General features: G+C 50.1%; 19 protein-coding genes and 2 riboswitches. Of the genes, 3 read left to right on the top strand and 16 right to left on the bottom strand.

Annotated elements, in window-relative coordinates; all coding sequences use genetic code 11:
• Positions 1 to 7: 7 nt before the first annotated feature.
• From tatD to rmuC, 8 genes are all read right to left on the bottom strand, one after another.
• Positions 8 to 796: a 3'-5' ssDNA/RNA exonuclease TatD gene (gene tatD, locus A3K86_RS00550; protein ID WP_068326070.1), complete on the bottom strand. Its 789-nt coding sequence runs from the start codon at positions 794 to 796 to the stop codon at positions 8 to 10.
• A gap of 66 nt (positions 797 to 862) precedes the next feature.
• The gene (gene tatC, locus A3K86_RS00545; protein WP_068326067.1) at positions 863 to 1,612 is read right to left on the bottom strand and encodes a Sec-independent protein translocase subunit TatC; all 750 of its coding nucleotides are present in this window, start codon (positions 1,610 to 1,612) and stop codon (positions 863 to 865) included.
• 11 nt (positions 1,613 to 1,623) lie between these two features.
• Positions 1,624 to 1,965, bottom strand: a complete 342-nt coding sequence (gene tatB, locus A3K86_RS00540; protein ID WP_068326065.1) for a Sec-independent protein translocase protein TatB — start codon at positions 1,963 to 1,965, stop codon at positions 1,624 to 1,626.
• A gap of 3 nt (positions 1,966 to 1,968) precedes the next feature.
• On the bottom strand, positions 1,969 to 2,229 hold the full coding sequence (tatA, locus tag A3K86_RS00535; protein WP_068326058.1) for a Sec-independent protein translocase subunit TatA: 261 nt from the start codon (positions 2,227 to 2,229) through the stop codon (positions 1,969 to 1,971).
• Between the two features lie 64 nt (positions 2,230 to 2,293).
• Positions 2,294 to 3,928: a ubiquinone biosynthesis regulatory protein kinase UbiB gene (ubiB, locus tag A3K86_RS00530; protein ID WP_068326301.1), complete on the bottom strand. Its 1,635-nt coding sequence runs from the start codon at positions 3,926 to 3,928 to the stop codon at positions 2,294 to 2,296.
• A gap of 4 nt (positions 3,929 to 3,932) precedes the next feature.
• Positions 3,933 to 4,538: a ubiquinone biosynthesis accessory factor UbiJ gene (locus A3K86_RS00525; protein ID WP_068326055.1), complete on the bottom strand. Its 606-nt coding sequence runs from the start codon at positions 4,536 to 4,538 to the stop codon at positions 3,933 to 3,935.
• A gap of 7 nt (positions 4,539 to 4,545) precedes the next feature.
• Entirely contained in the window at positions 4,546 to 5,301 is a 756-nt protein-coding gene (ubiE, locus tag A3K86_RS00520; protein ID WP_068326052.1) for a bifunctional demethylmenaquinone methyltransferase/2-methoxy-6-polyprenyl-1,4-benzoquinol methylase UbiE, read from the bottom strand.
• 91 nt (positions 5,302 to 5,392) lie between these two features.
• Entirely contained in the window at positions 5,393 to 6,922 is a 1,530-nt protein-coding gene (rmuC, locus tag A3K86_RS00515; protein WP_198160391.1) for a DNA recombination protein RmuC, read from the bottom strand.
• Positions 6,923 to 7,180: 258 nt separating this feature from the next.
• Between rmuC and A3K86_RS00510 the strand changes: the two genes are divergently transcribed.
• On the top strand, positions 7,181 to 8,089 hold the full coding sequence (locus tag A3K86_RS00510; RefSeq protein ID WP_068326044.1) for a DMT family transporter: 909 nt from the start codon (positions 7,181 to 7,183) through the stop codon (positions 8,087 to 8,089).
• A gap of 105 nt (positions 8,090 to 8,194) precedes the next feature.
• Here A3K86_RS00510 and A3K86_RS00505 read toward each other — a convergent pair whose 3' ends face one another.
• The gene (locus A3K86_RS00505) at positions 8,195 to 9,397 is read right to left on the bottom strand and encodes a multidrug effflux MFS transporter (protein WP_068326041.1); all 1,203 of its coding nucleotides are present in this window, start codon (positions 9,395 to 9,397) and stop codon (positions 8,195 to 8,197) included.
• 146 nt (positions 9,398 to 9,543) lie between these two features.
• Between A3K86_RS00505 and A3K86_RS00500 the strand changes: the two genes are divergently transcribed.
• Together A3K86_RS00500 and A3K86_RS00495 are read left to right on the top strand one after the other, a co-directional pair.
• Positions 9,544 to 10,494, top strand: coding sequence for a LysR substrate-binding domain-containing protein (locus tag A3K86_RS00500; RefSeq protein ID WP_068326036.1), 951 nt, complete (start codon positions 9,544 to 9,546; stop codon positions 10,492 to 10,494).
• A 110-nt stretch (positions 10,495 to 10,604) separates the two neighbouring features.
• Positions 10,605 to 12,392: an aminopeptidase P family protein gene (locus A3K86_RS00495; protein WP_068326033.1), complete on the top strand. Its 1,788-nt coding sequence runs from the start codon at positions 10,605 to 10,607 to the stop codon at positions 12,390 to 12,392.
• 82 nt (positions 12,393 to 12,474) lie between these two features.
• Here A3K86_RS00495 and thiH read toward each other — a convergent pair whose 3' ends face one another.
• The 7 genes from thiH to A3K86_RS00460 form a co-directional block, all read right to left on the bottom strand.
• Positions 12,475 to 13,596 (bottom strand): 2-iminoacetate synthase ThiH, encoded by a 1,122-nt coding sequence (thiH, locus tag A3K86_RS00490; RefSeq protein WP_068326029.1) that lies wholly within the window; start codon positions 13,594 to 13,596, stop codon positions 12,475 to 12,477.
• Positions 13,597 to 13,605: 9 nt separating this feature from the next.
• Positions 13,606 to 14,376, bottom strand: a complete 771-nt coding sequence (locus A3K86_RS00485; RefSeq protein WP_068326295.1) for a thiazole synthase — start codon at positions 14,374 to 14,376, stop codon at positions 13,606 to 13,608.
• A gap of 2 nt (positions 14,377 to 14,378) precedes the next feature.
• Complete coding sequence (thiS, locus tag A3K86_RS00480) at positions 14,379 to 14,600, bottom strand: sulfur carrier protein ThiS (RefSeq protein WP_084406451.1); 222 nt, start codon at positions 14,598 to 14,600, stop codon at positions 14,379 to 14,381.
• A complete protein-coding gene (locus A3K86_RS00475; RefSeq protein ID WP_068326027.1) occupies positions 14,593 to 15,366 on the bottom strand; it encodes a HesA/MoeB/ThiF family protein in 774 nt (257 codons plus the stop codon). The genes thiS and A3K86_RS00475 overlap by 8 nt, the downstream gene beginning before the upstream one ends.
• Before the next feature lie 2 nt (positions 15,367 to 15,368).
• Entirely contained in the window at positions 15,369 to 16,583 is a 1,215-nt protein-coding gene (gene thiE / locus A3K86_RS00470; protein WP_068326026.1) for a thiamine phosphate synthase, read from the bottom strand.
• Positions 16,580 to 18,505, bottom strand: a complete 1,926-nt coding sequence (gene thiC, locus A3K86_RS00465; protein ID WP_068326024.1) for a phosphomethylpyrimidine synthase ThiC — start codon at positions 18,503 to 18,505, stop codon at positions 16,580 to 16,582. The genes thiE and thiC overlap by 4 nt, the downstream gene beginning before the upstream one ends.
• Positions 18,506 to 18,635: 130 nt before the next feature.
• A riboswitch (TPP riboswitch) is annotated at positions 18,636 to 18,733 on the bottom strand.
• Positions 18,734 to 18,848: 115 nt separating this feature from the next.
• Complete coding sequence (locus A3K86_RS00460; protein ID WP_068326021.1) at positions 18,849 to 20,219, bottom strand: voltage-gated chloride channel family protein; 1,371 nt, start codon at positions 20,217 to 20,219, stop codon at positions 18,849 to 18,851.
• A gap of 83 nt (positions 20,220 to 20,302) precedes the next feature.
• Positions 20,303 to 20,368: riboswitch (Fluoride riboswitch) on the bottom strand.
• Between the last annotated feature and the right edge of the window lie 259 nt (positions 20,369 to 20,627).

Below are 20,627 nucleotides of genomic sequence, written 5' to 3'. Positions count from 1 at the left end.
GGCAAAATTAGCATGGGTCGATCGCAAAAAATGCTTCAGTTGTAGCACGAGAATTTTTCATCACATCAGCGGCTTGCTGATCGCGGCAATGGGCGATCACCGTCGCGATGTGAGGAAGAAAATGAGGTTCATTGCGGCTCGATTTCGGCTTAGGGCGATAATCACGCGGCAACAGATAAGGACAATCGGTTTCAATCATCAAACGATCGTCAGGGATATGGCGAACAATCTCGCGTAGCTCAGTGCCACGACGTTCATCGCACACCCAACCCGTAATACCAATGTGCAGATCCAACGCCAAACACTCGCGTAGATCCTGCTCGCTGCCCGTAAAACAGTGCAACACCGCAGCAGGTAACTTGTCACGCCACGGGCGTAAAATCTCGATAAAGCGTTCGTGGGCATCGCGACAGTGCATAAAAACAGGCAGGTTCAACTCAGCCGCGAGCGCCAATTGCGCTTCAAACACCGCCTCTTGCTGCGGGCGAGGTGAAAAGTCACGATTGAAGTCCAAGCCACACTCACCAATCGCCACCACTTCGGGTTTACTGGCTAATGCGCGGATCGCCGGCAAGCTCAAATCGGTAACGGTTTTCGCATCGTGCGGGTGCACCCCTGCAGTGCTAAAGCAATAGTTTGGCCATTGGGTTGCCATCTGCCACGCTTGTTCGCTCTCTTCGATGCTGGTGCCCGTTAGGATAAGCCCTGTTACCCCTGCGTCTTGGGCGCGGGCGATCACTTGGTCACGATCTTTATCAAAGCGGCTATTGGTCAGGTTAACGCCAATATCAATCATCCAATTCCTACTCCCTAAAAACAAAAACCGGCTGAGAATAAGCCGGTTCTTTCACATCGGTCGGTATTACTGTTCGACCTCTTCCTCTTCATCGTCTTTACGGACGTAAAAACGAGCGAAGAACAAGCCCACTTCAAACAATAAACACATCGGCACTGCGAGCAGTGTTTGTGAAATAATGTCTGGAGGCGTTAGCATCATACCAACCACAAACGCCGCCACAATAATGTACGGACGTTTTTCACGTAAGCTCTCTGGATCGGTTGCTCCCGTCCAACATAGCAAGATGATGGCTACCGGCACCTCAAACGCAATCCCGAACGCCATAAATAGCGCCAAGATAAAGTCGAGGTAACTCGCAATATCAGTAGCAACCTGCACCCCTTCAGGGGCTATGCTGGTAAAGAAGCCGAACACCAAAGGAAATACCACGAAGTACGCAAACGCCACCCCTGCGTAAAACAGCAGTGAGCTTGAGAACAACAATGGCATGATCAACTTACGCTCATGCTTGTACAAGCCCGGTGCCACAAAGGCCCACACTTGGTACAAAATCATAGGCACAGCGACAAATACCGAGGCGACTAAGGTTAGTTTTATCGGAGTAAAGAATGGCGATGCCACATCAGTGGCGATCATGCTGGCCCCTTCTGGTAGTTTTTCTACCAAAGGCGCAGACAAGAACGCATAGATGTCGTTGGCAAACCAGACCAAACCCAGAAATACCACCAGCACACTCAGCAGCGAACGCAAAAGCCTGTTTCGCAACTCTAGCAAGTGACTAAAAAGTGGTTGCGTCTCTTCGACTGTCGACATAGTGATCTAATCTATTCCTGCTTTTGAGAAGTCGTGGCTGAGGATTGCTCGTTATTTTTATCAGCATAAGGACGCTGCACTTCTGACGCCGCTTTCTTTAACTCGTCGACAGAATTACGCAGATCAGGCGACAAGTCCTGCATCCCCATTTGCTCGGCCTTTTTCAGATTTTCTTGTAGCTCTTGCAGTTTAAGCTCTTGCGACAATTCATCTTTTACCGAGCTCGCCATATTACGAGCAGCGCCTACCCAACGCGAAACCGAACGGATCGCGACTGGCAGGCGTTCCGGCCCCAGTACCACCAATCCCACTACAGAGATCAGTATTAATTCCCAGAACCCGATATCAAACACGTATTAAGCCTGCTCTTTGTCTTTTTGGTCTTTCTGACCAGATTGCACTTGCTCGCCTTGCTTTTCAGACAGTTGCTTCTGATCGAAATCAGCATCGTTGTCTTTCTTAGCCGCTTGCGCTTGCTCATCATCGCTGATCGCTTTCTTGAAACCTTTAACCGCTGAGCCTAGATCGCCACCCAACGTACGAAGTTTCTTGGTTCCGAATAGAAGAACAATGATCAGTGCAATGATAAGTAATTGCCAAATACTGATACCACCCATGCTTGTTATACCTCAGCTCTTTGTGGTTAAAACCTAACGTTAATATTGTAACGGCTTGGACCCGCTATTTGCGGCAAGCACGCCACCCAAGTAACCAAAACGTGATCCCCATTGCTGCGGAGACCGCGGGATAGGTTTCAATCTGATTACTAAAAAGTATGGCAGAACATACAACCAAAGTTGCACCAATGCCAAAATGGAATCTTGCCTGACCTTGATTGCGACGGCTCTCCATGAAATTTTCATAGAGTTTATCCATTCGCTGGTTCATCGCTTTGCCTTGGCGCAAACTGTCGTAAAGTAATTCTGGCAATTCCGGCAATTTCTCTGCCCAAAATGGTGCCTTGCTCTTCACGGCTTCAACAATGGCTTGCGGCCCCACCTGACGCGACATCCAATCTTCAAGGAAAGGTTTCGCGGTATCCCACAGGTCAAGTTGTGGGTACAGCTGACGCCCTAATCCTTCCACATACAGCAGTGTTTTTTGCAGCAACACCAGCTGTGGCTGGACTTCCATATTGAATCGACGCGCAGTGTTGAATAAATTCAGCAGTACGTGACCGAACGAGATCTCGCAGATCGGTTTCTCGAAAATCGGCTCGCACACGGTGCGGATCGCCACTTCAAATTCATCAACATTGGTATCCGCTGGCACCCATCCGGAGTCAACGTGTAACTCTGCTACCTTACGGTAATCACGGTGGAAAAAGGCCAGCAAGTTTTCCGCTAAATAACGCTTATCTTCGCGGTTTAACGTACCGACAATGCCACAATCAAGGGCAATCCACTGCGGGCGTTCTGGTCGTTCGTACGACACAAAAATATTCCCTGGGTGCATGTCGGCATGGAAGAAGCTATCACGAAATACCTGTGTAAAGAAGACAGTCACCGCATTTTCCGACAACAACTTCATGTCGGTGCCGTTGGCTTTGAGCGCCTCGATATCCGAAACTTGGATACCATAGATGCGTTCCATGACAAGTAATCGTTCGGTGCTGTAATCGGTGAACATTTCTGGCACGTACAGCAGATCACTATCTTCAAAGTTGCGACGCAGTTGAATGCTGTTCGCCGCTTCGCGCATCAGGTTCAGTTCATCGAGCAGGGTTTTCTCGTACTCACGTACCACTTCGACCGGACGCAGACGACGTGCTTCGGGCGCCAATCGCGACAATAAATGCGCCATGCGGTACATCAGTCGAATGTCGGCTTGGATCACCGGCAGAATGTCAGGGCGGATCACCTTGAGCACCACTTCGCGACCATTTTCTTTTAGCTTGGCCGTGTGTACCTGAGCAATCGATGCCGAGGCCAGTGGGACTTCATCAAAATCATCAAACCATTGTTCTAGCGGACCACCGAGCTCGGCTTCCATCTGCTGCTTGGCGAGACGACCATCAAACGGTTCGACCTGATCTTGCAACAGCGCGAGTTGGTCAGCGATGTGCGGTGGGAACAAATCACGGCGGGTCGACATCATCTGACCCAGTTTGATCCACACCGGACCTAGCTCTTGCAGTGCTAGACGCAGACGTTCACCCAGTGGTTTGTCTGGGTATTGGTTTTTGACCCAAAACAGCGAACGGCGCGCCATTTTTGGCAGCTTTACGCGTGGGTCATCAGGCAGGAAATCGTCCAACCCGTAACGTAGCTGGACTTCAATGATGCGGTATAAGCGCTTAAATTCAGAATAGCTCATCATGTTAGCAGCGCTCTAACAGCTGGTTTAAACGGGCTTCAAAGCGAGCGGCATCGGTTTTCAAGTCATCAACTTGATCGGCAAAGAAGGCAATCTCTAGCGCTTGCGGAGCCAGTTTCCACTCTTCGGTGATCACTTCCGCTAAATCGCGCTGGCGACGTTCGATACTGCGCTTTACCAAGCCCAGACCGGTTTTCGCGCCTGTTACCAAGGTATGCGCTACCACATCACCTGTGTATTGCGACAATTTCTCTTCTACATCCGGCTTTAGGCCGCTTAGTAAGGAAGAAAATTGCTGCGCTAGTTGAATATCACCGTCCAGCGAAAGCTTGTCGGCTTTGATCAATTGCGTCAGGTTGGCTTGCTGACGAAGCTCTGGCAATACACTCAAATTCAACGCCAGTTGGCAATCCACCTCGCCTTCGTAAGCGCCCAACACATCGAGTTGTTGGCTGAACACAAAGTACAAGGTTTTACCCAACTCGTTCAGCGTCACGCTGATCACTTTACCGCGCAAACGCGCCAGACGACGCTGCGATTGTTCGTCGTCATTGACTAGGGTGTTCAGCGAGGTTTCAACCACGCCCGTTACAAACACATCAATTGGCATAGGGGCCTCAGAATTTGTAGCCACGGTGAAGCGCAACAATACCACCGGTTAAGTTGTAGTATTTGGTTTGCTCAAAACCGGCTTCTTTCATCATGCCTTCCAAGGTGTCTTGGTCTGGGTGCATGCGAATCGATTCCGCCAAATAACGGTAACTTTCCGAGTCATTCGCAATCACTTCACCCATTTTTGGCAATAGGTGGAAAGAGTAGGCATCGTACACTTTCGACAATGGCTCTAGCACAGGTTTTGAGAATTCAAGCACCAGCAGACGACCGCCTGGTTTTAGCACACGGAACATCGAGCGTAGGGCTTTATCTTTATCGGTCACATTACGCAGACAAAAGCTGATCGTAATGCAATCGAAGTAATCATCAGGGAACGGCAGTTCTTCAGCGTTAGCTTGTACGTAACCCACGTTACCCACAATGCCGTTATCGCGAAGTTTGCTGCGGCCCACTTTTAGCATTGAGTTGTTGATGTCAGCCAAAATCACTTGACCATCTTCACCGACAATGCGTGAGAATTTGGCGGTCAAATCGCCAGTACCACCACCGAGATCCAACACGCGTTGACCGCGACGTACGCCGCTACAATCAATGGTAAAGCGCTTCCAAACGCGGTGAATACCCATCGACATCAGATCGTTCATGATGTCGTACTTTGCCGCTACCGAGTGGAATACCTCGGCGACCATATTTGCTTTATCTTCCTTGGCAACAGTGCGGAAGCCAAAGTGGGTTGTATCTTGCGTGGTGTCCGTCATGCTTTTTCCGTCATGCTGAAAGTGGTGTAAACAACTGACCTAGTTTACTTGATGGCTGCGGTTTGCTCAAAATTATGTCGCAATTGTTCGCTTACTCTCCGTCAACACCTGCAACCACTTGCGTTTGTGACATGCTATTTCCCGCTAAAAGCTGCGATTTTTCCGCCAGCACTGGATTAATATCACGTTTCACTTCAACTCCGAGCTGCTTAAAACTCTCTGCTTGGCGGATCACATTGCCCCGTCCGGTACTGAGTTTGTTCATCGCTCCCATATAACTTTGATTCGCTTTATCGAGTGATGCACCCACCGCTTCCATATCGGTAACAAACAATCGCAGCTTGTCGTACAACTTGCTGGCGCGCTCGGCAATGTCTTTGGCATTTTGGTTTTGACGCTCGTTACGCCACAAGTTATTGATGGTGCGCAGTGCCACCAGCAAGGTGGTAGGACTGACCAACATGATATTGTGATCCATCGCATCGCGAATCAGCGCGGGATCGGCTTCAATCGCCGCTTGGAATGCTGGCTCTACCGGAATGAACATCAAGACGTAATCCAAACTATGGACGCCATGCAGCTGATGGTAATCTTTACGGCTCAAGCCACGGATATGACCACGAATCGAGGCCAAGTGCTCACTCAATGCCAATTCACGCTCGGCGACCGTCTCAGCATTGAAGCAGCGCTCGTAAGCAATCAATGACATTTTGGCATCGATCACCACGTCTTTATTTTGCGGCAGGTGCACCACTACATCGGGCTGGTAACGCTTACCGTCTTCGTTTTCAAGGCTCATTTGAGTATGGTATTCGTGCCCTTCACGCAAACCCGACTCACTCAATACTCGGGCTAATACCACTTCGCCCCAGTTACCTTGGGCTTTGTTATCACCTTTCAACGCTTGGGTCAGATTAACGGCCTCTTGCGCCATTTGCTCGTTAAGCTGTTTCAGGTTATTGATTTCGTGCACTAAGGTATGACGCTCACGCGCTTCAGCACTGAAGCTGTCGTTCACTTGTTTCTTAAACCCTTCGAGCTGAGCACGCAGAGGATACAAAATACTTTCTAAGCTTTGCTTGTTTTGCTCATCCACGGTGCGGGTCTTCTGCTCAAACAAGCGATTCGCTAAGCTTTCAAACTGGACGCGCAAGCGCTCTTCGGCATTTTCAAGTAACGCGATTTTCTCTTCTGCCGCTTTTTGCTCTTCAAAATGGCGCGCTTCTTGTTCGCGTAAATCCCCTTCCAACCCCGAGTTCGCCGCACGGGCATTTTCGAGCTGTTCGGTCAGGTACTGCTTTTCATTTTTCAACGCTTCAAAGTGACGCATTTTCTCCAATGCAGCCGCTAAACGGGCGTGCATCTGGCGCAGTTCATGACTCAATCGGTCACGATCAACATCGGTTTCATCAAGCTCTTGGTTACGCTCATCGAGCTGTTGTTGCAATTGCGCTTCCCGCGTTTGGGCCAGCTGAAGATCCGCCTCACGCTGTTGCTGCCAAAGTTGGCTCTGCTGTTTATGTTTACCGCTTAGCCATAAGCTCGTGACACCGGTTGCCACTATCGCCCCGGTAGCTGCTGCAATCGCCAAGCCTAATTCGCTACTTAGCCACTCTGTCATCATGTTAAGCCCTGAAATAAACCTCTATTTTCTGCAATAAAGGCTAAGCGGACACTGGATAAATGTCCAGCATTTATCCTGCAAACCACCAGCGCCAAAGTCGCCCTATCCGGTGGTCGCAAATAGAGTGCGGACACAATCACATCCTAAGCGTTTCACCTCTGGTCGTTGTGAAGTAGATCGCATAGACTGCGCAATTATCCCGTTGAGGTATCAACTCAACCGCAGGTATGAATTTCCAGTATTGCAAGGACGATAATGAACGAACGTTATGCGCTCGGTTACGGCATGGCTGCTGTGCTGTTGTGGTCGACAGTCGCGACCGCCTTCAAAATCACATTAGAGTATTTCACGCCGATCCAAATGGTGGCGGCAGCCAGCGTGGTATCCGCGATAGCCCTCACGGCAATCGCCCTGTGGCAAGGTAAACTCCATTTGCTTGGGCGCACCTTTGTCGCTCGCCCTTTCTATTATCTGTGCCTCGGATTAATCAACCCTTTCATCTATTACGTGGTGCTGTTCAAAGCCTACGAGCTACTGCCCGCCTCGCAAGCCCAACCCCTCAACTACAGCTGGGCGATCACGCTCACCTTGATGGCAGCGGTATTTCTCGGTCAGAAAATTCGCAAACAAGACTGGTTCGCCTGTGTGCTCGGTTATGTTGGGGTGATTGTGATTGCCACCAAAGGCGATGTACTGGCCCTGCAATTTGATAGTCCACTTGGCGTGGCGTTAGCGCTACTGACCACCTTATTATGGGCGCTGTATTGGATCCTCAATGCCAAGAACCAAGCCGATCCCGTGCTAGGGGTATTGCTCGGCTTTTTGCTGTCATTGCCGTTTTCCATCGGGTTGAGCCTTTATACCAGTACTTGGCAAGCGTTGCCGTGGCAAGGATGGCTGGCGGTGAGTTATGTCGGCTTATTTGAAATGGGGGTGACGTTTGTTTTATGGATCACGGCATTAAAATTGACCCAGAATACCGCGCGGATCAGCAACCTGATTTTCATCTCACCGTTTATCTCTCTGATGTTGCTTGCCACCATTATCGGTGAAGAGATTCATCCATCCACTTTGGTTGGTTTGGTGTTGATTGTATGTGGTTTGGTGATCCAGCAGCTGAAATTCAAATCCAAAGCTACCACTGCTGACTCGGCATCACGATAAGCAAGCAAAAAAAAGCCTGTCACCAAAGTGACAGGCCAAGAGATGATAGGGTTGTCGAGACCCTGCGCCTTTAAGGAGCCAAGCGTCTAATTATAAAAGCTATTTTTAACTAGCCGCACACGGTGCGTGCCATTTGCGGCCTATCTTAGACCATAAGATGACCAAACCTGGTACCACCAGCCACATTTGCAGCGTCATCAGTACCGGTGGTGTTAAATCAAGGCGTTGCATCAAGCTCACCATCAAGCCCGCACCACTCATTTGGAACAAACCTAATAGTGCTGCTGCGGTGCCTGCACGGTCACCAAACGGAGCTAACGCTTTACCCGCCGCAGAGCCCAATACAAAGGCAAAGCCAATTGATGACATAAAGATCGGCACCATAAACGCCCATGGCGCAAAGATGTCGCTCATTGCCAGCATCGCGGCACCCGAGATCACCAACATCAATAAACCAGTATTCAGTGTCTTACGCGAACCAAAGCGATCCATGTATTTTGGCGCAATCATACAAGCTGCAATATTTAGCACGGCGTTCATACCGAACCAGTAAGTAAATTGCCCCATATCCAGCCCCATGTGCATCATCAGCCACACAGGTGCTGAAGTCACATAAGCCAAGATCACCGCCATCGCTAACATGCACAATACAGCGTGGAACAAAAAGACAGGCTCACGCAGTACCGAAAAGTAACGCTCTAGGCTGATCAGCGAACCTTGGGTATTGGTATCGGCAGGACGGGTTTCTTTAAAGCCAACCGCAATCAAACTACCAGCCACCAGCGCAAAACCCACCATGAAACTAAAGTTAGAACGCCAGCCAAACTGGTGAGTTAGCCATGCACCTAGCAGTGGTGCCAAAGCAGGGATAAAACAGATCGCGCCATTTAAGTAACTGATCATGCGACCACTGCGCTCAGGACCGAAGCTATCACGCACTGCTGCAAACGCCGCAACCGACGTCGCACATGCACCAAAACCTTGCGCTAAACGGGCAAACAACAGCAGATCCAGCGTTTGCGCCATGTACGCCAACGCCGAGCTTACGGCATACAGAGTAATACCACCTAAGGCGATCGGGCGACGACCATAGCGATCAGCCAATGGTCCAGCAAGCAGTTGCCCCAAGCCAAGGCTAAACATAAAGAGAGTTACCGTATCCTGCACTCGGGTGGTATCCACCGAGAAGGTATCTGCCATTGCAGGGAGTGCCGGTAAATATAAGTCGATAGCGATTGGGCTAAACAGCACCAGAACCACCATCAGTGCAACCAGCTTAGTGCCAGCTGCCGTTTGATCTGCTTTCATTTTGATTTCCTAAGAGATGATGCGCGCAGTGTAAGGCGTTAGTGATATGAATTGAAATGGTTTATATTCAAGTGAGTTTTTCCATTTGGGAATATCTCTTTGGGGACAACTGTTGAAATTAATCTGTACGATGAAGGAAGCCTAAGGTGTCATTCGAAAAATTAGCACGTCTCGATTTGAATTTGCTGGTCTGTCTCCACGTATTATTGGAAGAATGCAGCGTCACTCATGCCGCCAAGCGCCTTCATCTCAGCCAATCAGCGGTCAGTAAAAGCTTAAACCGTTTGCGTGAGCAATTTCACGATCCGCTTTTTACACGCAGTGCGCACGGTTTGAACCCAACGCCACGAGCTCGTTCGCTACAACCGTTTCTTGAGCAGTTGCTACGCGACATTGAGCACCTGACGGCACCGACAGATTTCAACCCTGCCACCAGCGACCGTCACTTTCGGATGGCGCTAGTCGAAAGTGCTTACCCGCTTTTTTTGCCGCAGTTTCTTGGCGACATCTTTGCCAAAGGGCCCAATATCATTTTAGATACCCAAGCGTGGGAACCCGACACCTTTGATAAGCTCCACAGCGGCGAGATCGACTTCGGTATTACCGGCAAAGATCTCAACCCTAAAGATGCGATGCTGACCTTGATGCCACCGAAAGGGATCGTCTTTCAAGAGCTATGCCGCGATACCCAACGTTGTATCGTCCGCCAAGGTCACCCAGTCCTTGAACAACAGTGGGATCAAGACAATTACTTACGCCAGCGACACATTCAAGTCCGTTGTGGCCGCGACGACCGCTGGTTACTCGACTACAAGCTCGCCGAGCAAGGGTTAAGTCGTGATATCGCGATGTACGTGCCCGATTTCAACAGTGCTGCCAGCTTATGTACCCACACCGATTTGGTCTTTACCGCTCCAAGCCACTTCGCAGCGCACATTGCCGCCCAACTGGATTTGGTGGTGCTACCGCTGCCGTGCAAGTTGCCTGCCATGGCTTACACCTTGTTCTGGCATCAACACCAAGAAAGCGATCCTGGGCACACTTGGCTAAAAGATTTGATTATCCGCCGCTGCCGTGGAATTGCAGCCAACAGTTAAAAGCGCTACCGTAGCTAAACTTATGCCATACAAAGCAATGTGAAAGCAGTATATGGCTAGGTTCATCTTCCGTCAGCAAGGACGGTGACAATCATAAAGGAACATTAACCATGCAATCAGTTATCTCTCAACGTGTTGAGCAGATCCGTTTGTGGCTGGTCGAAAACCAGTACGACGCACTGCTTATTCCTCATGAAGACGAATACCTTGGTGAATACATTCCCGCTCACAACGAACGCCTTCACTGGGCAACGGGCTTTACCGGCTCGGCGGGTATGGCAGTGATCACCCGTGACAATGCCGCGGTTTTCGTTGATGGTCGTTACGTAGTACAAGTGCGCAAGCAAGTACCAGGTGAAGTATTTGAATACCGCCACCTGATCGACGAGCCACCAATGTCATGGACACAAGAGCAACTGGCTGCAGGTAGCAAAGTCGCCGTTGATGCCCGCCTTCACAGCGCAGCTTGGCTTCAAGCCACTGCCGACAAAGTTGCTGATCAACTCGAGCTTGTAAGCATCGAAGCAAACCCTATCGATCAGCTATGGCACGACCGTCCAGCGCCGACTCTTTCTAACGCGAAGTTAATGGGCTTGGATTTCGTTGGTCAAAGCAGTGCCGATAAACGCGAGCAAATTGCTGCTGAGCTGAAAAAACAAGGCGCCCAAGCCGCGTTACTGACTCAACTTGATAGCATCGCTTGGCTCCTGAATATTCGCGGCAACGACGTACCTAGCCTGCCAATTTTACTTTCAACAGCCATCATTCATGCCGACGGCAGCTTGGACTTCTTTATCGATCCAGCCCGCCTACCGCAAGAATTTGCGGGTCATGTAGGTGAAGGTGTTCGCGTACAAACGCCTGACGCCCTACAAGCTGGCTTAGAAGCGCTAGCACAGCACAATGTATTAGTCGACCCAGCGACCAGCAATGCTTGGGCAAGCCAAGTTCTCGCTGAAGCAGGTGCCACCCTGATTACGGCAGCCGATCCATGTCTGCTACCAAAAGCAGCGAAAAACGCGACCGAAGTGGCTGGTATGAAAGCGTGTCATATCCGTGATGGCGTGGCGGTATCGAAATTCTTAGCTTGGGTTGATCGCCAAGTAGCAGCAGGCAAACTGCTTGATGAAGGTGTACTTGCTGATCAATTGTGGCAATTCCGAAGCCAAGACAGCAGTTGCAGCGACGTGAGCTTCGACACCATTTCAGCGGCCGGTGGTAATGCGGCAATGTGTCATTACAACCACCAAAACCAACCGCAACCAAGCGTGCTGGAAATGGACAATGTCTACCTCGTCGATTCAGGCGGTCAATACCCTGATGGCACCACGGACATCACTCGTACTATCGCGATTGGTCAACCTAACGCCGAAGTTAAACAAGCCTTCACTCTCGTGCTGAAAGGTCATATCGCGCTTAATGCCGCTCGCTTCCCGAAAGGCACAACGGGTTCACAGCTCGATGCGCTTGCACGTCAACACCTATGGGCACACGGCTTTGATTTCGACCACGGTACGGGTCACGGTGTTGGTCACTTCCTAAGCGTACACGAAGGACCACAGCGTATTGCTAAGGTATACAACCCTACCGCGCTACTACCAGGTATGGTGCTATCAAACGAGCCAGGTTACTACCGCGCTGATGCATTTGGTATCCGTATCGAAAACCTAGAGCTCGTGGTTGAAGTACCAACTCAAGGCGACATGACCATGCTTGGTTTTGAATCACTGACTCGCGCTCCAATCGACCAACGTCTGATCGACGTTGACTTGATGACAGATGTGGAGCTGGCGTGGCTAAACGACTACCACCAAACAGTATTCAAAGTGATCAGCCCATCGCTAGAAGGTGACGATTTGACATGGCTACAACAGGCAACAGCGCCGCTTAGCCGTTAATCATCACCCTGCAATAAAAACCATAACGCCCGCATGATCGCGGGCGTTATTCTTTACTGCACTCAAGAACAAATAAGCATCATTAGCCCGAATAGGCGTGATGCCAATCTTTCCACACCACCTCAAAGCCGTGACGTTTAACCGCTTGAGCCACCTCAGCCACAGAACGCTCATCGCTGATCGCAAATTGCTCCAGCTCAGGCTCATCATCGGCATAACCACCCGGTTGGGTTTTCGACCCCGCAGACATACTGGTGATCCCCAATGACAACACGTTATCGCGAAAGCTCGGCGACTCGCGAGTCGATAACGACAATTCGACCTCTGGATTAAATAACCGATACGCACAAATCAATTGCACTAACTGGCGATCGTTCATCACTGATTTTGGCTGTAAGCCCCCTTCACACGGACGCAAACGCGGGAAAGAAATCGAATAGCGGGTTTGCCAATAGGTACGCTCAAGGTAATCCAAATGGCTCGCGACAAAGAAACAATCGGTGCGCCACTCTTCCAACCCAATCAAAGCGCCGATCCCAATTTTATCGATCCCCGCTTTCGCAAGGCGATCTGGGGTCGCGAGACGGTATTCAAAGTCCATCTTATTGCCGCGCAAATGGTGCTGAGCATAGGTTGGCGCATTGTATGTCTCTTGATACACCATCACCGCATCTAACCCGAGGGTCTTGAGTTCGGCATATTCGTGCTGATCCAACGGCTGCACTTCCATCGCCAAATAACTAAATTGCTGTTTGATCGGCGGCAGCGCTTGGCGGAAATATTCCATCCCCACCTTACGTTCGTGCTCACCGGTCACCAACAACACGCTATCAAACTGCATCGCTTTGATAGCTTGGCACTCTTGTTCAATCTCTGCCGTATTCAATGTCCGACGCTTGATCCGGTTTTCCATCGAGAAACCACAATAGGTACACGCATTGGCGCACAGATTGGATAAATACAAGGGCACGTAAAACGCCATCGTATGACCAAATCGCTTGCGCGTGAGTGCTGCCGATTGCTGCGCCATGTGCTCCAAATATGGCTCAGCTGCAGGCGAAATCAAGGCTTTGAAATCTTCGAGATCACGTTTGGGTTTACGCAACGCCCGCTCAACATCCGCCGCGGTTTTGCTGTAAATCGATAACCGAATATCATCCCATTCGAGCTGCTTCCAAACATCCACATAGCTTGCATTGCTCATAGCCACACCTTACGCGCTGTGATCAAGAAACGCCGTCAACGGGCTCGAGGCGATGGCATGGTTTACCGTGCCTGCCAGGCCCGCTTTATACGCCATACGACCGCTTTCAACCGCCAGCTTAAACGCCCGTCCCATGGCAATAGGATCAGTCGCTGCGGCAATGGCAGTATTCACCAGCACCGCATCTGCGCCCATTTCCATCGCTTCCGCCGCATGCGATGGTGCTCCGATACCAGCATCAACAATCACAGGGACACGCGCCTGATCGATGATGATTTCAAGAAAATCACGCGAGGCTAGACCTTTATTCGAACCAATGGGTGCCCCCAACGGCATCACCGCAGCACAACCCACTTCTTCCAGACGTTTACACAACACAGGGTCAGCGTGGCAATAAGGCAACACAATAAAGCCTTCGCGTACCAAGGCTTCAGCCGCTGCCAAGGTTTCAATCGGGTCGGGCATTAAGTACTTAGGGTCAGGGTGAATTTCCAATTTCAGCCAGTTGGTGCCAAGCGCTTCACGTGCCAGCTTGGCAGCAAAGATCGCTTCTTTGGCGTTTTTCGCCCCAGAAGTATTGGGTAGCAAATTCACCCCAGCGCTGATCAGCGGCGCTAAAATATCGTCGTCACGGTTCTCAATATCGACGCGTTTGAGCGCCATGGTCACCAACTCAGACTCTGACGCAATAATCGATTGCGCCATGGTGGTGCTGTTGGCGTATTTGCCCGTTCCAGTGAACAGGCGAGAAGAAAACGTTTTATCTGCAATCGTTAACATCATTAACCCCCAGCGATAGCTTGAAATAGCGCGATACGATCACCGGCGCTCAACATGGTTGATTCCCACTCACGGCGCGCAATTATGTCGTCATTCATGGCAACCGCGGTAGCTTGAAGCGGCATCTCAAGCTGAATAAGCAGCGCTGCCAAGCTTTGCGTTGCTGGGCAAGATACCGGTTTATCGTTGACCGAAATTTCGATCATCTCATTAGCGTTAGTCATTGTTATTCTCTCCTGCGCCGCACACCGGGCAGTGCTTATCTTTAGCAATAGCAAAACGTTGCCATGTCATCGTCAGACCATCGAATTGCTGTAAATGGGCAAAGCTTACTTGGCCGGCATCGGTTAGACATTTGATGGTTTCAAGCGCTTGTAGGGTGCCCACCATACCCACCACTGGCCCAGCAATACCTGAATTGCTGCAGTTCATCGTAGGGGCTGGCCCATCGGGTTGATACGGAAATAGGCAGTGGTAACACGGCCCATGACCATGGCGAAAATCAAACGGCATCAACTGCCCTTGCCAGCGAATCGCCGCACCTGCAATCAAGGGTTTCTTAGCCTGAAAACAGGCTTGGTTGATCGCATGGCGGGTCGCCAAATTATCACTGCAATCGAGTACTACATCCGCCAAAGCCACTTCCATCGCCAAACGTTGTTCAGCCAATCGAGCTTCAACCGCGCGCACCCGAATATGTGGATTGAGCGCCCGCAGCTGTGCTGCCGCCGCTTGTGCCTTACTGATCCCTTGATGTTCATCGCGATAGATGATCTGGCGCTGTAAGTTAGAACTATCGACCTGATCGTCATCCGCAATCACAATGTTACCGACGCCTGCACCCGCTAAATACAAGGCAGCAGCAGAGCCTAACCCTCCCGCGCCCACCAGTAGCACCTGTGCTTGGTTCAATTTCAACTGACCTTGCTCACCGATCTCAGGCAGCATGACTTGGCGGTTATAACGCAGAAACTCTTGATCACTTAACATGGTTATCGCACCAATATCTGATTGAATGCTGTCAGCGCGGCTTGAGTATCTGGCGCTTGTGTCACCGCCCGTACCACAGCCACACTACTGACCCCGGTTTGCCAGACCGCTTGCGCACGTGACAAATCAATGCCACCAATCGCTACCGTTGGGAAATCCTTGCCAATCAACTGCTGATACAGCGCCAAACGGCTTAACCCTTGTGGTTTCGATGGCATCGCTTTGGTGGTGGTTGGATAGATATGACCAAGGGCGATATAACTCGGTGAAAACTCAGCAGCCCGCAAAATTTCATAATAACCGTGGGTCGATAACCCCAAACGCAATCCGGCTTGTTGGATCTGAGCTAAATCTGCGGTTTCTAAATCTTCTTGCCCTAAGTGCACCCCATAAGCTTGATGGGCAATGGCCAGCTGCCAGTAATCGTTCACAAACACTTGTGCTTGATGGTCTTCACCGGCAGCAATAATGGCCTGTATCTGTTGCTCAAGATCAGGAGCGTGCGGGTCTTTGATCCTTAGCTGAGTGGTTGTCACCCCCAGCGCCAGTAAGCGTGTCACCCACTCTGCGGTATCAACCACAGGATACAGCGCCAACTTCGCAGCATCGGTTTTAGCAAAAGGCGCTACCGCGACCTCTTTGCTATGCCAACCTAATGCACTAACCTGCGGATGATTGGCCGTTAACGGACGAGGAAAAACGTCACGCTTTAATGGCCAGCCAAGCGTACTGTTGATCTCATACTGGCGAGCATAACCACGCGCAAGGGTGACCGCATCTTCCAGTGGATAATCCACCGCCAGCGACGCCATCAGCATGGCACGAAAAGCAGTATCATCGCCGCCACGCTCACAATGCAACGCTCGTGCTTCCCCGTTATGGTGCCAAATATCCAGCAAGCCGTATTCGGTTGGTAAACCACAAAGCACTAGTTGAGGATTGTTGATCACAAGCTGTTGAGCCGCGGCCACGGAGAGTGGCACTCCCCATTGATCACAAACCCTATAGGTATTCGCCTCGAAAACCGGAATATCAGGCACAGCCTGAACAAAGTTCAAACTGATGGTATGGGTAGCAAAATCAATCGCCACCACTTCATCATCGGCAATAGCGAGCGTCACCGTTTCACCCAATTGGTGATGGTGGGCATCAGCCAAAATACGATCGAAATGTGTGCTTAATACCGCCATGTCGGCTGGCAAACGGATCACACTCATTGGTTATCCTCTTTTACAGGGTGATATAACTCGCTGCCCGTAGCACGGAACTCATCCGCCTTCTGGCGCATGCCTTCGAGCGGATCGTCGAGCATTTTGATAGCAAAATCGCCGCTTTGCTCGAGATCACTGGCGTAATCACGAACTTCTTGCGAGATTTTCATCGAACAGAATTTAGGGCCGCACATCGAACAGAAGTGGGCAACTTTGCCTGATTCTTGTGGCAGGGTTTCATCGTGGTAAGCACGGGCTGTCACAGGGTCGAGGCTGAGATTAAATTGGTCTTCCCAACGGAATTCAAAACGGGCTTTTGATAAGGCATTATCGCGTACCTGTGCTCCCGGATGGCCTTTAGCTAAATCGGCAGCATGTGCACACAGCTTGTAGGTGATCAGGCCAACCTTTACATCTTCTTTGTTGGGTAGTCCAAGGTGCTCTTTTGGCGTGACGTAGCACAGCATGGCACAGCCGTACCAGCCAATCATGGCCGCACCAATGCCTGACGTAATGTGGTCGTAGCCCGGTGCAATATCGGTTGTCAGTGGACCCAAGGTATAAAACGGCGCTTCATGACAGTGCTTGAGTTGCTCGTCCATGTTCTCTTTGATCATGTGCATCGGCACGTGTCCAGGCCCTTCAATCATCACCTGCACATCGTATTCCCATGCAACCTTAGTCAGCTCACCAAGGGTGCGTAACTCGCTAAATTGCGCTTCATCGTTAGCATCGGCGACCGAGCCCGGACGCAAACCATCGCCAAGCGATAACGCAATATCGTACTGGGCACAGATTTCACAGATCTCGCGAAAATGCTGGTACAAGAAACTTTCTTGGTGGTGCGCCAAACACCATTTCGCCATGATAGAACCACCACGCGAGACAATACCTGTTACTCGCTTCGCGGTCATTGGCACATAACGCAACAAGACTCCAGCGTGAATAGTGAAGTAATCAACCCCTTGCTCGGCTTGCTCAAGCAAGGTATCGCGGAACACTTCCCAATTGAGGTTTTCCGCAATGCCGTTCACTTTTTCAAGTGCTTGATACATAGGCACGGTACCAATCGGCACCGGGCTGTTACGGATGATCCATTCACGGGTTTCGTGGATATTGCGCCCAGTCGATAAGTCCATCACGGTATCGCCCCCCCAACGGGTTGACCACACCAACTTTTCAACTTCTTCTTCAATCGAAGAGCTCACCGAGGAGTTACCAATGTTGGCGTTCACTTTGACAAGGAAATTACGGCCAATGATCATTGGCTCTGATTCTGGGTGATTAATATTGGCAGGAATAATCGCCCGCCCTTCCGCCACTTCTTGGCGCACAAACTCGGGCGTGATTTCATCTGGGAGGTTAGCGCCAAAGTTCATCCCCGGGTGTTGCTGGTTAAGCACTTGGTCACGGTACTTGGCACGCCCCATATTTTCACGGATCGCGATGTATTCCATTTCAGGGGTGATCACGCCTTGGCGGGCATAATGCAACTGAGTCACACATTGCCCCGTTTTGGCACGGCGAATACGCGCACGCTCACCAAATCGCAATTCATCAAGTGTTTCATCCGCTAAGCGTTGCTGCGAATAGTCAGAGCTCAAGCCATCGAGTAACTCGGTATCGCTGCGCTCGCTGATCCAAGCCTCGCGTACTTTCGGTAAACCAGCGTAGATATCGATCGCTTGCTCAGGATCGGTGTAGTAGCCCGAAGTATCGTATACACGGATCGGCTCGTTGGGCTCAAATACAGGCTCGTCTTTAGTACCACCAACTAAACTGTCAGCCAGCGCGATTTCACGCATCGGTACTTGGAGATCAGAGCGACTGCCTTCAACGTACACTTTCTTGGAGTTTGGGTACGGTTGAGCAGTGAGTGAATCAATAAATTGTTTAGCTTCCAGTCTCGCTTGTTTACGAGTCGACATAGCAAATTCCTTACGGTTCCATGGTGGGGATATTTGCTTGACGGATTGAGGCTTAAACAAGAGGCGTACACGTAGGGTGTGTCGCATATCTGATAGGTTAGCGAAGATCGATAGATACAATTTCACTAAGCAGAAGATTTCTCTTGTTCCCTTCGCAGGTATTAGCCTGATCAGGTTCAACGGATCCCGCATTGCGGTCTCAGCCAATTGGCACTCCGACAAGTTTCAGCCAAGAGTATAGGGAAGGTCACTCCAGCCAGCAAGGCACAACCAGAGAAAATTTGTTACAACCTAGAAACAATAAAGGCCGCTATCAAAGCGGCCTTTGGTTAATTATCAGCACTTATTTGGAAAACTTCTTCACCAAAGCTTTAAGCAACGACGAATGTGTTTCGCGTAACTCACCAATTTTGTGCGTAATTTTCGGCGCACCTTGATCGTCAAAAAGTTTAGGTACCGCCACGCGTTGCGATGAATAAATCCCAGTATGACCACTGAAGTAGTATGCGGTGTAACACGCAATCGCAAAATACAGCATATGATCAGCACCAAACAGCTCAATACCCATGATGGTACAAGCCAATGGCGTGTTAGTCGCCGCCGCAAACACTGCCAAGAAACCTAACGCAGCAAATAAATCGACAGGCGCCCCTAGTAACCACGCCATGGTATTACCCAGGGTGGCACCAACAAAGAACAGCGGGGTAACTTCACCACCTTTGTACCCAGCGGCTAAGGTTATAGCCGTCAGCAACAGTTTTAATGCCCAGCTATACCATTCCGCCCCGCCTTCAGTGAAAGCACTCATGATACTTACACCGCCTTCTCGGGTGCTATACACACCAAGGCCGATATAATCATAATTACCAATCCACTGGGTAATACCGATAACAATCAAGCCACCAGTTACCACAATCACGTACGGGTTCTTTAATGTCGCTTTAAAGATATCTTTAAAGGCATGAGTCAACTCACCAAACAAATAACCAGCTAAACCAAATGCCACTGCACTGATCAGGATTTTCACCATCAGCCATAAGTCGACTTTCAACACGTGTTCAAAAATGGTGATGTTTTCTAAGAAGTCGATGCGGTAATGGGTATGGTGTGCCCCTAAAGCGCTACACACTACATCAGCCAAGATGGCAGCAAACAGAGCAGGAATAATAGCGTCGTAGCGTAATCGACCAATAGCGAGCACTTCGAGCGCAAAAATAGCGCCTGTCAGTGGTGTACCAAATACGGCACCGAAACCTGCCGCGACACCGGCAATCAAAATTAACCGCGTATCAGCTTCGTTAAGTTTAATTTTACGCGCCAGCCAATGGGTAGTTGCACCGCCGATTTGTACCGCCGTCCCTTCACGACCTGCTGAGCCACCAAACAAGTGAGTGATCACTGTAGTGATTAATACTAATGGTCCCATCCGCGCTGGAATACCGGCGCCTGGCTCATGAATTTCATCCATGATCAGGTTATTACCGCCTTCTGAGTTTTTACCCAAATTACGATAACAGTACACAATCACAATCCCTGCTAGGGGCAATAGGTAAATCAACCACGGAAAAGACACCCGTGTCGCAGTGGCTTCGCTCAGGATCCACAAGAAAAAGGCATTCAACGAGCCGACCAGTACGGCCACAGGAATAATAAGGAGGGTCCAGCGTATGATCTGGATGAATATCTTAGGGTTAGCACTTAAAGGGTGAGCCATATTATCTCTGCTTATCACTTTATGAATTTCTAAGGATAGACAATATGACAGATATAAACCCCACCATAGATAGATCTATCCTAACTACAGCAGGAGTCATTATCTCAATGATGAGCGGTTAAAGGTGGAACTCCATCACCCGTGATCGGCTATCGATAACCAATCAGCCCACAAATCCTACTCGTAAAAGATAATAACCACAAGCATAAAAGACTGATGCTACGGCTACTACTAGTTATTTCATCAATCAAAGAAGAGAAGAATATAGTCAAGATAACTGAAGGAGCCTATTTGAGAGGCGATATTAAAAAGATGGTTTTCAACAGGCGTAAAAAAGCCCGAGTCTTTCGACTCGGGCTTAGTATAAGTGGCGGAGCGGACGGGACTCGAACCCGCGACCCCCGGCGT

It is taken from the genome of Photobacterium jeanii (genome assembly GCF_001650345.1).
GTDB lineage: Bacteria > Pseudomonadota > Gammaproteobacteria > Enterobacterales > Vibrionaceae > Photobacterium > Photobacterium jeanii.
Note: the sequence above shows the minus strand (reverse complement) of the source record. Positions and strands in the feature narration are given on the sequence as shown.

What these genes read in the sequence shown, in the direction of transcription:
- tatC (WP_068326067.1), bottom strand. Translation starts at nt 1,612, where the DNA reads ATGTCGACAGTCGAAGAGACGCAACCACTTTTTAGTCACTTGCTAGAG.
- A3K86_RS00505 (WP_068326041.1), bottom strand. Translation starts at nt 9,397, where the DNA reads ATGAAAGCAGATCAAACGGCAGCTGGCACTAAGCTGGTTGCACTGATG.
- ubiB (WP_068326301.1), bottom strand. Translation starts at nt 3,928, where the DNA reads ATGAGCTATTCTGAATTTAAGCGCTTATACCGCATCATTGAAGTCCAG.
- A3K86_RS00460 (WP_068326021.1), bottom strand. Translation starts at nt 20,219, where the DNA reads ATGGCTCACCCTTTAAGTGCTAACCCTAAGATATTCATCCAGATCATA.
- ubiE (WP_068326052.1), bottom strand. Translation starts at nt 5,301, where the DNA reads ATGACGGACACCACGCAAGATACAACCCACTTTGGCTTCCGCACTGTT.
- thiC (WP_068326024.1), bottom strand. Translation starts at nt 18,505, where the DNA reads ATGTCGACTCGTAAACAAGCGAGACTGGAAGCTAAACAATTTATTGAT.
- tatA (WP_068326058.1), bottom strand. Translation starts at nt 2,229, where the DNA reads ATGGGTGGTATCAGTATTTGGCAATTACTTATCATTGCACTGATCATT.
- A3K86_RS00475 (WP_068326027.1), bottom strand. Translation starts at nt 15,366, where the DNA reads ATGTTAAGTGATCAAGAGTTTCTGCGTTATAACCGCCAAGTCATGCTG.
- tatD (WP_068326070.1), bottom strand. Translation starts at nt 796, where the DNA reads ATGATTGATATTGGCGTTAACCTGACCAATAGCCGCTTTGATAAAGAT.
- thiH (WP_068326029.1), bottom strand. Translation starts at nt 13,596, where the DNA reads ATGAGCAATGCAAGCTATGTGGATGTTTGGAAGCAGCTCGAATGGGAT.
- A3K86_RS00495 (WP_068326033.1), top strand. Translation starts at nt 10,605, where the DNA reads ATGCAATCAGTTATCTCTCAACGTGTTGAGCAGATCCGTTTGTGGCTG.
- thiS (WP_084406451.1), bottom strand. Translation starts at nt 14,600, where the DNA reads ATGACTAACGCTAATGAGATGATCGAAATTTCGGTCAACGATAAACCG.
- rmuC (WP_198160391.1), bottom strand. Translation starts at nt 6,922, where the DNA reads ATGACAGAGTGGCTAAGTAGCGAATTAGGCTTGGCGATTGCAGCAGCT.
- thiE (WP_068326026.1), bottom strand. Translation starts at nt 16,583, where the DNA reads ATGAGTGTGATCCGTTTGCCAGCCGACATGGCGGTATTAAGCACACAT.
- A3K86_RS00485 (WP_068326295.1), bottom strand. Translation starts at nt 14,376, where the DNA reads ATGTTAACGATTGCAGATAAAACGTTTTCTTCTCGCCTGTTCACTGGA.
- A3K86_RS00525 (WP_068326055.1), bottom strand. Translation starts at nt 4,538, where the DNA reads ATGCCAATTGATGTGTTTGTAACGGGCGTGGTTGAAACCTCGCTGAAC.
- A3K86_RS00510 (WP_068326044.1), top strand. Translation starts at nt 7,181, where the DNA reads ATGAACGAACGTTATGCGCTCGGTTACGGCATGGCTGCTGTGCTGTTG.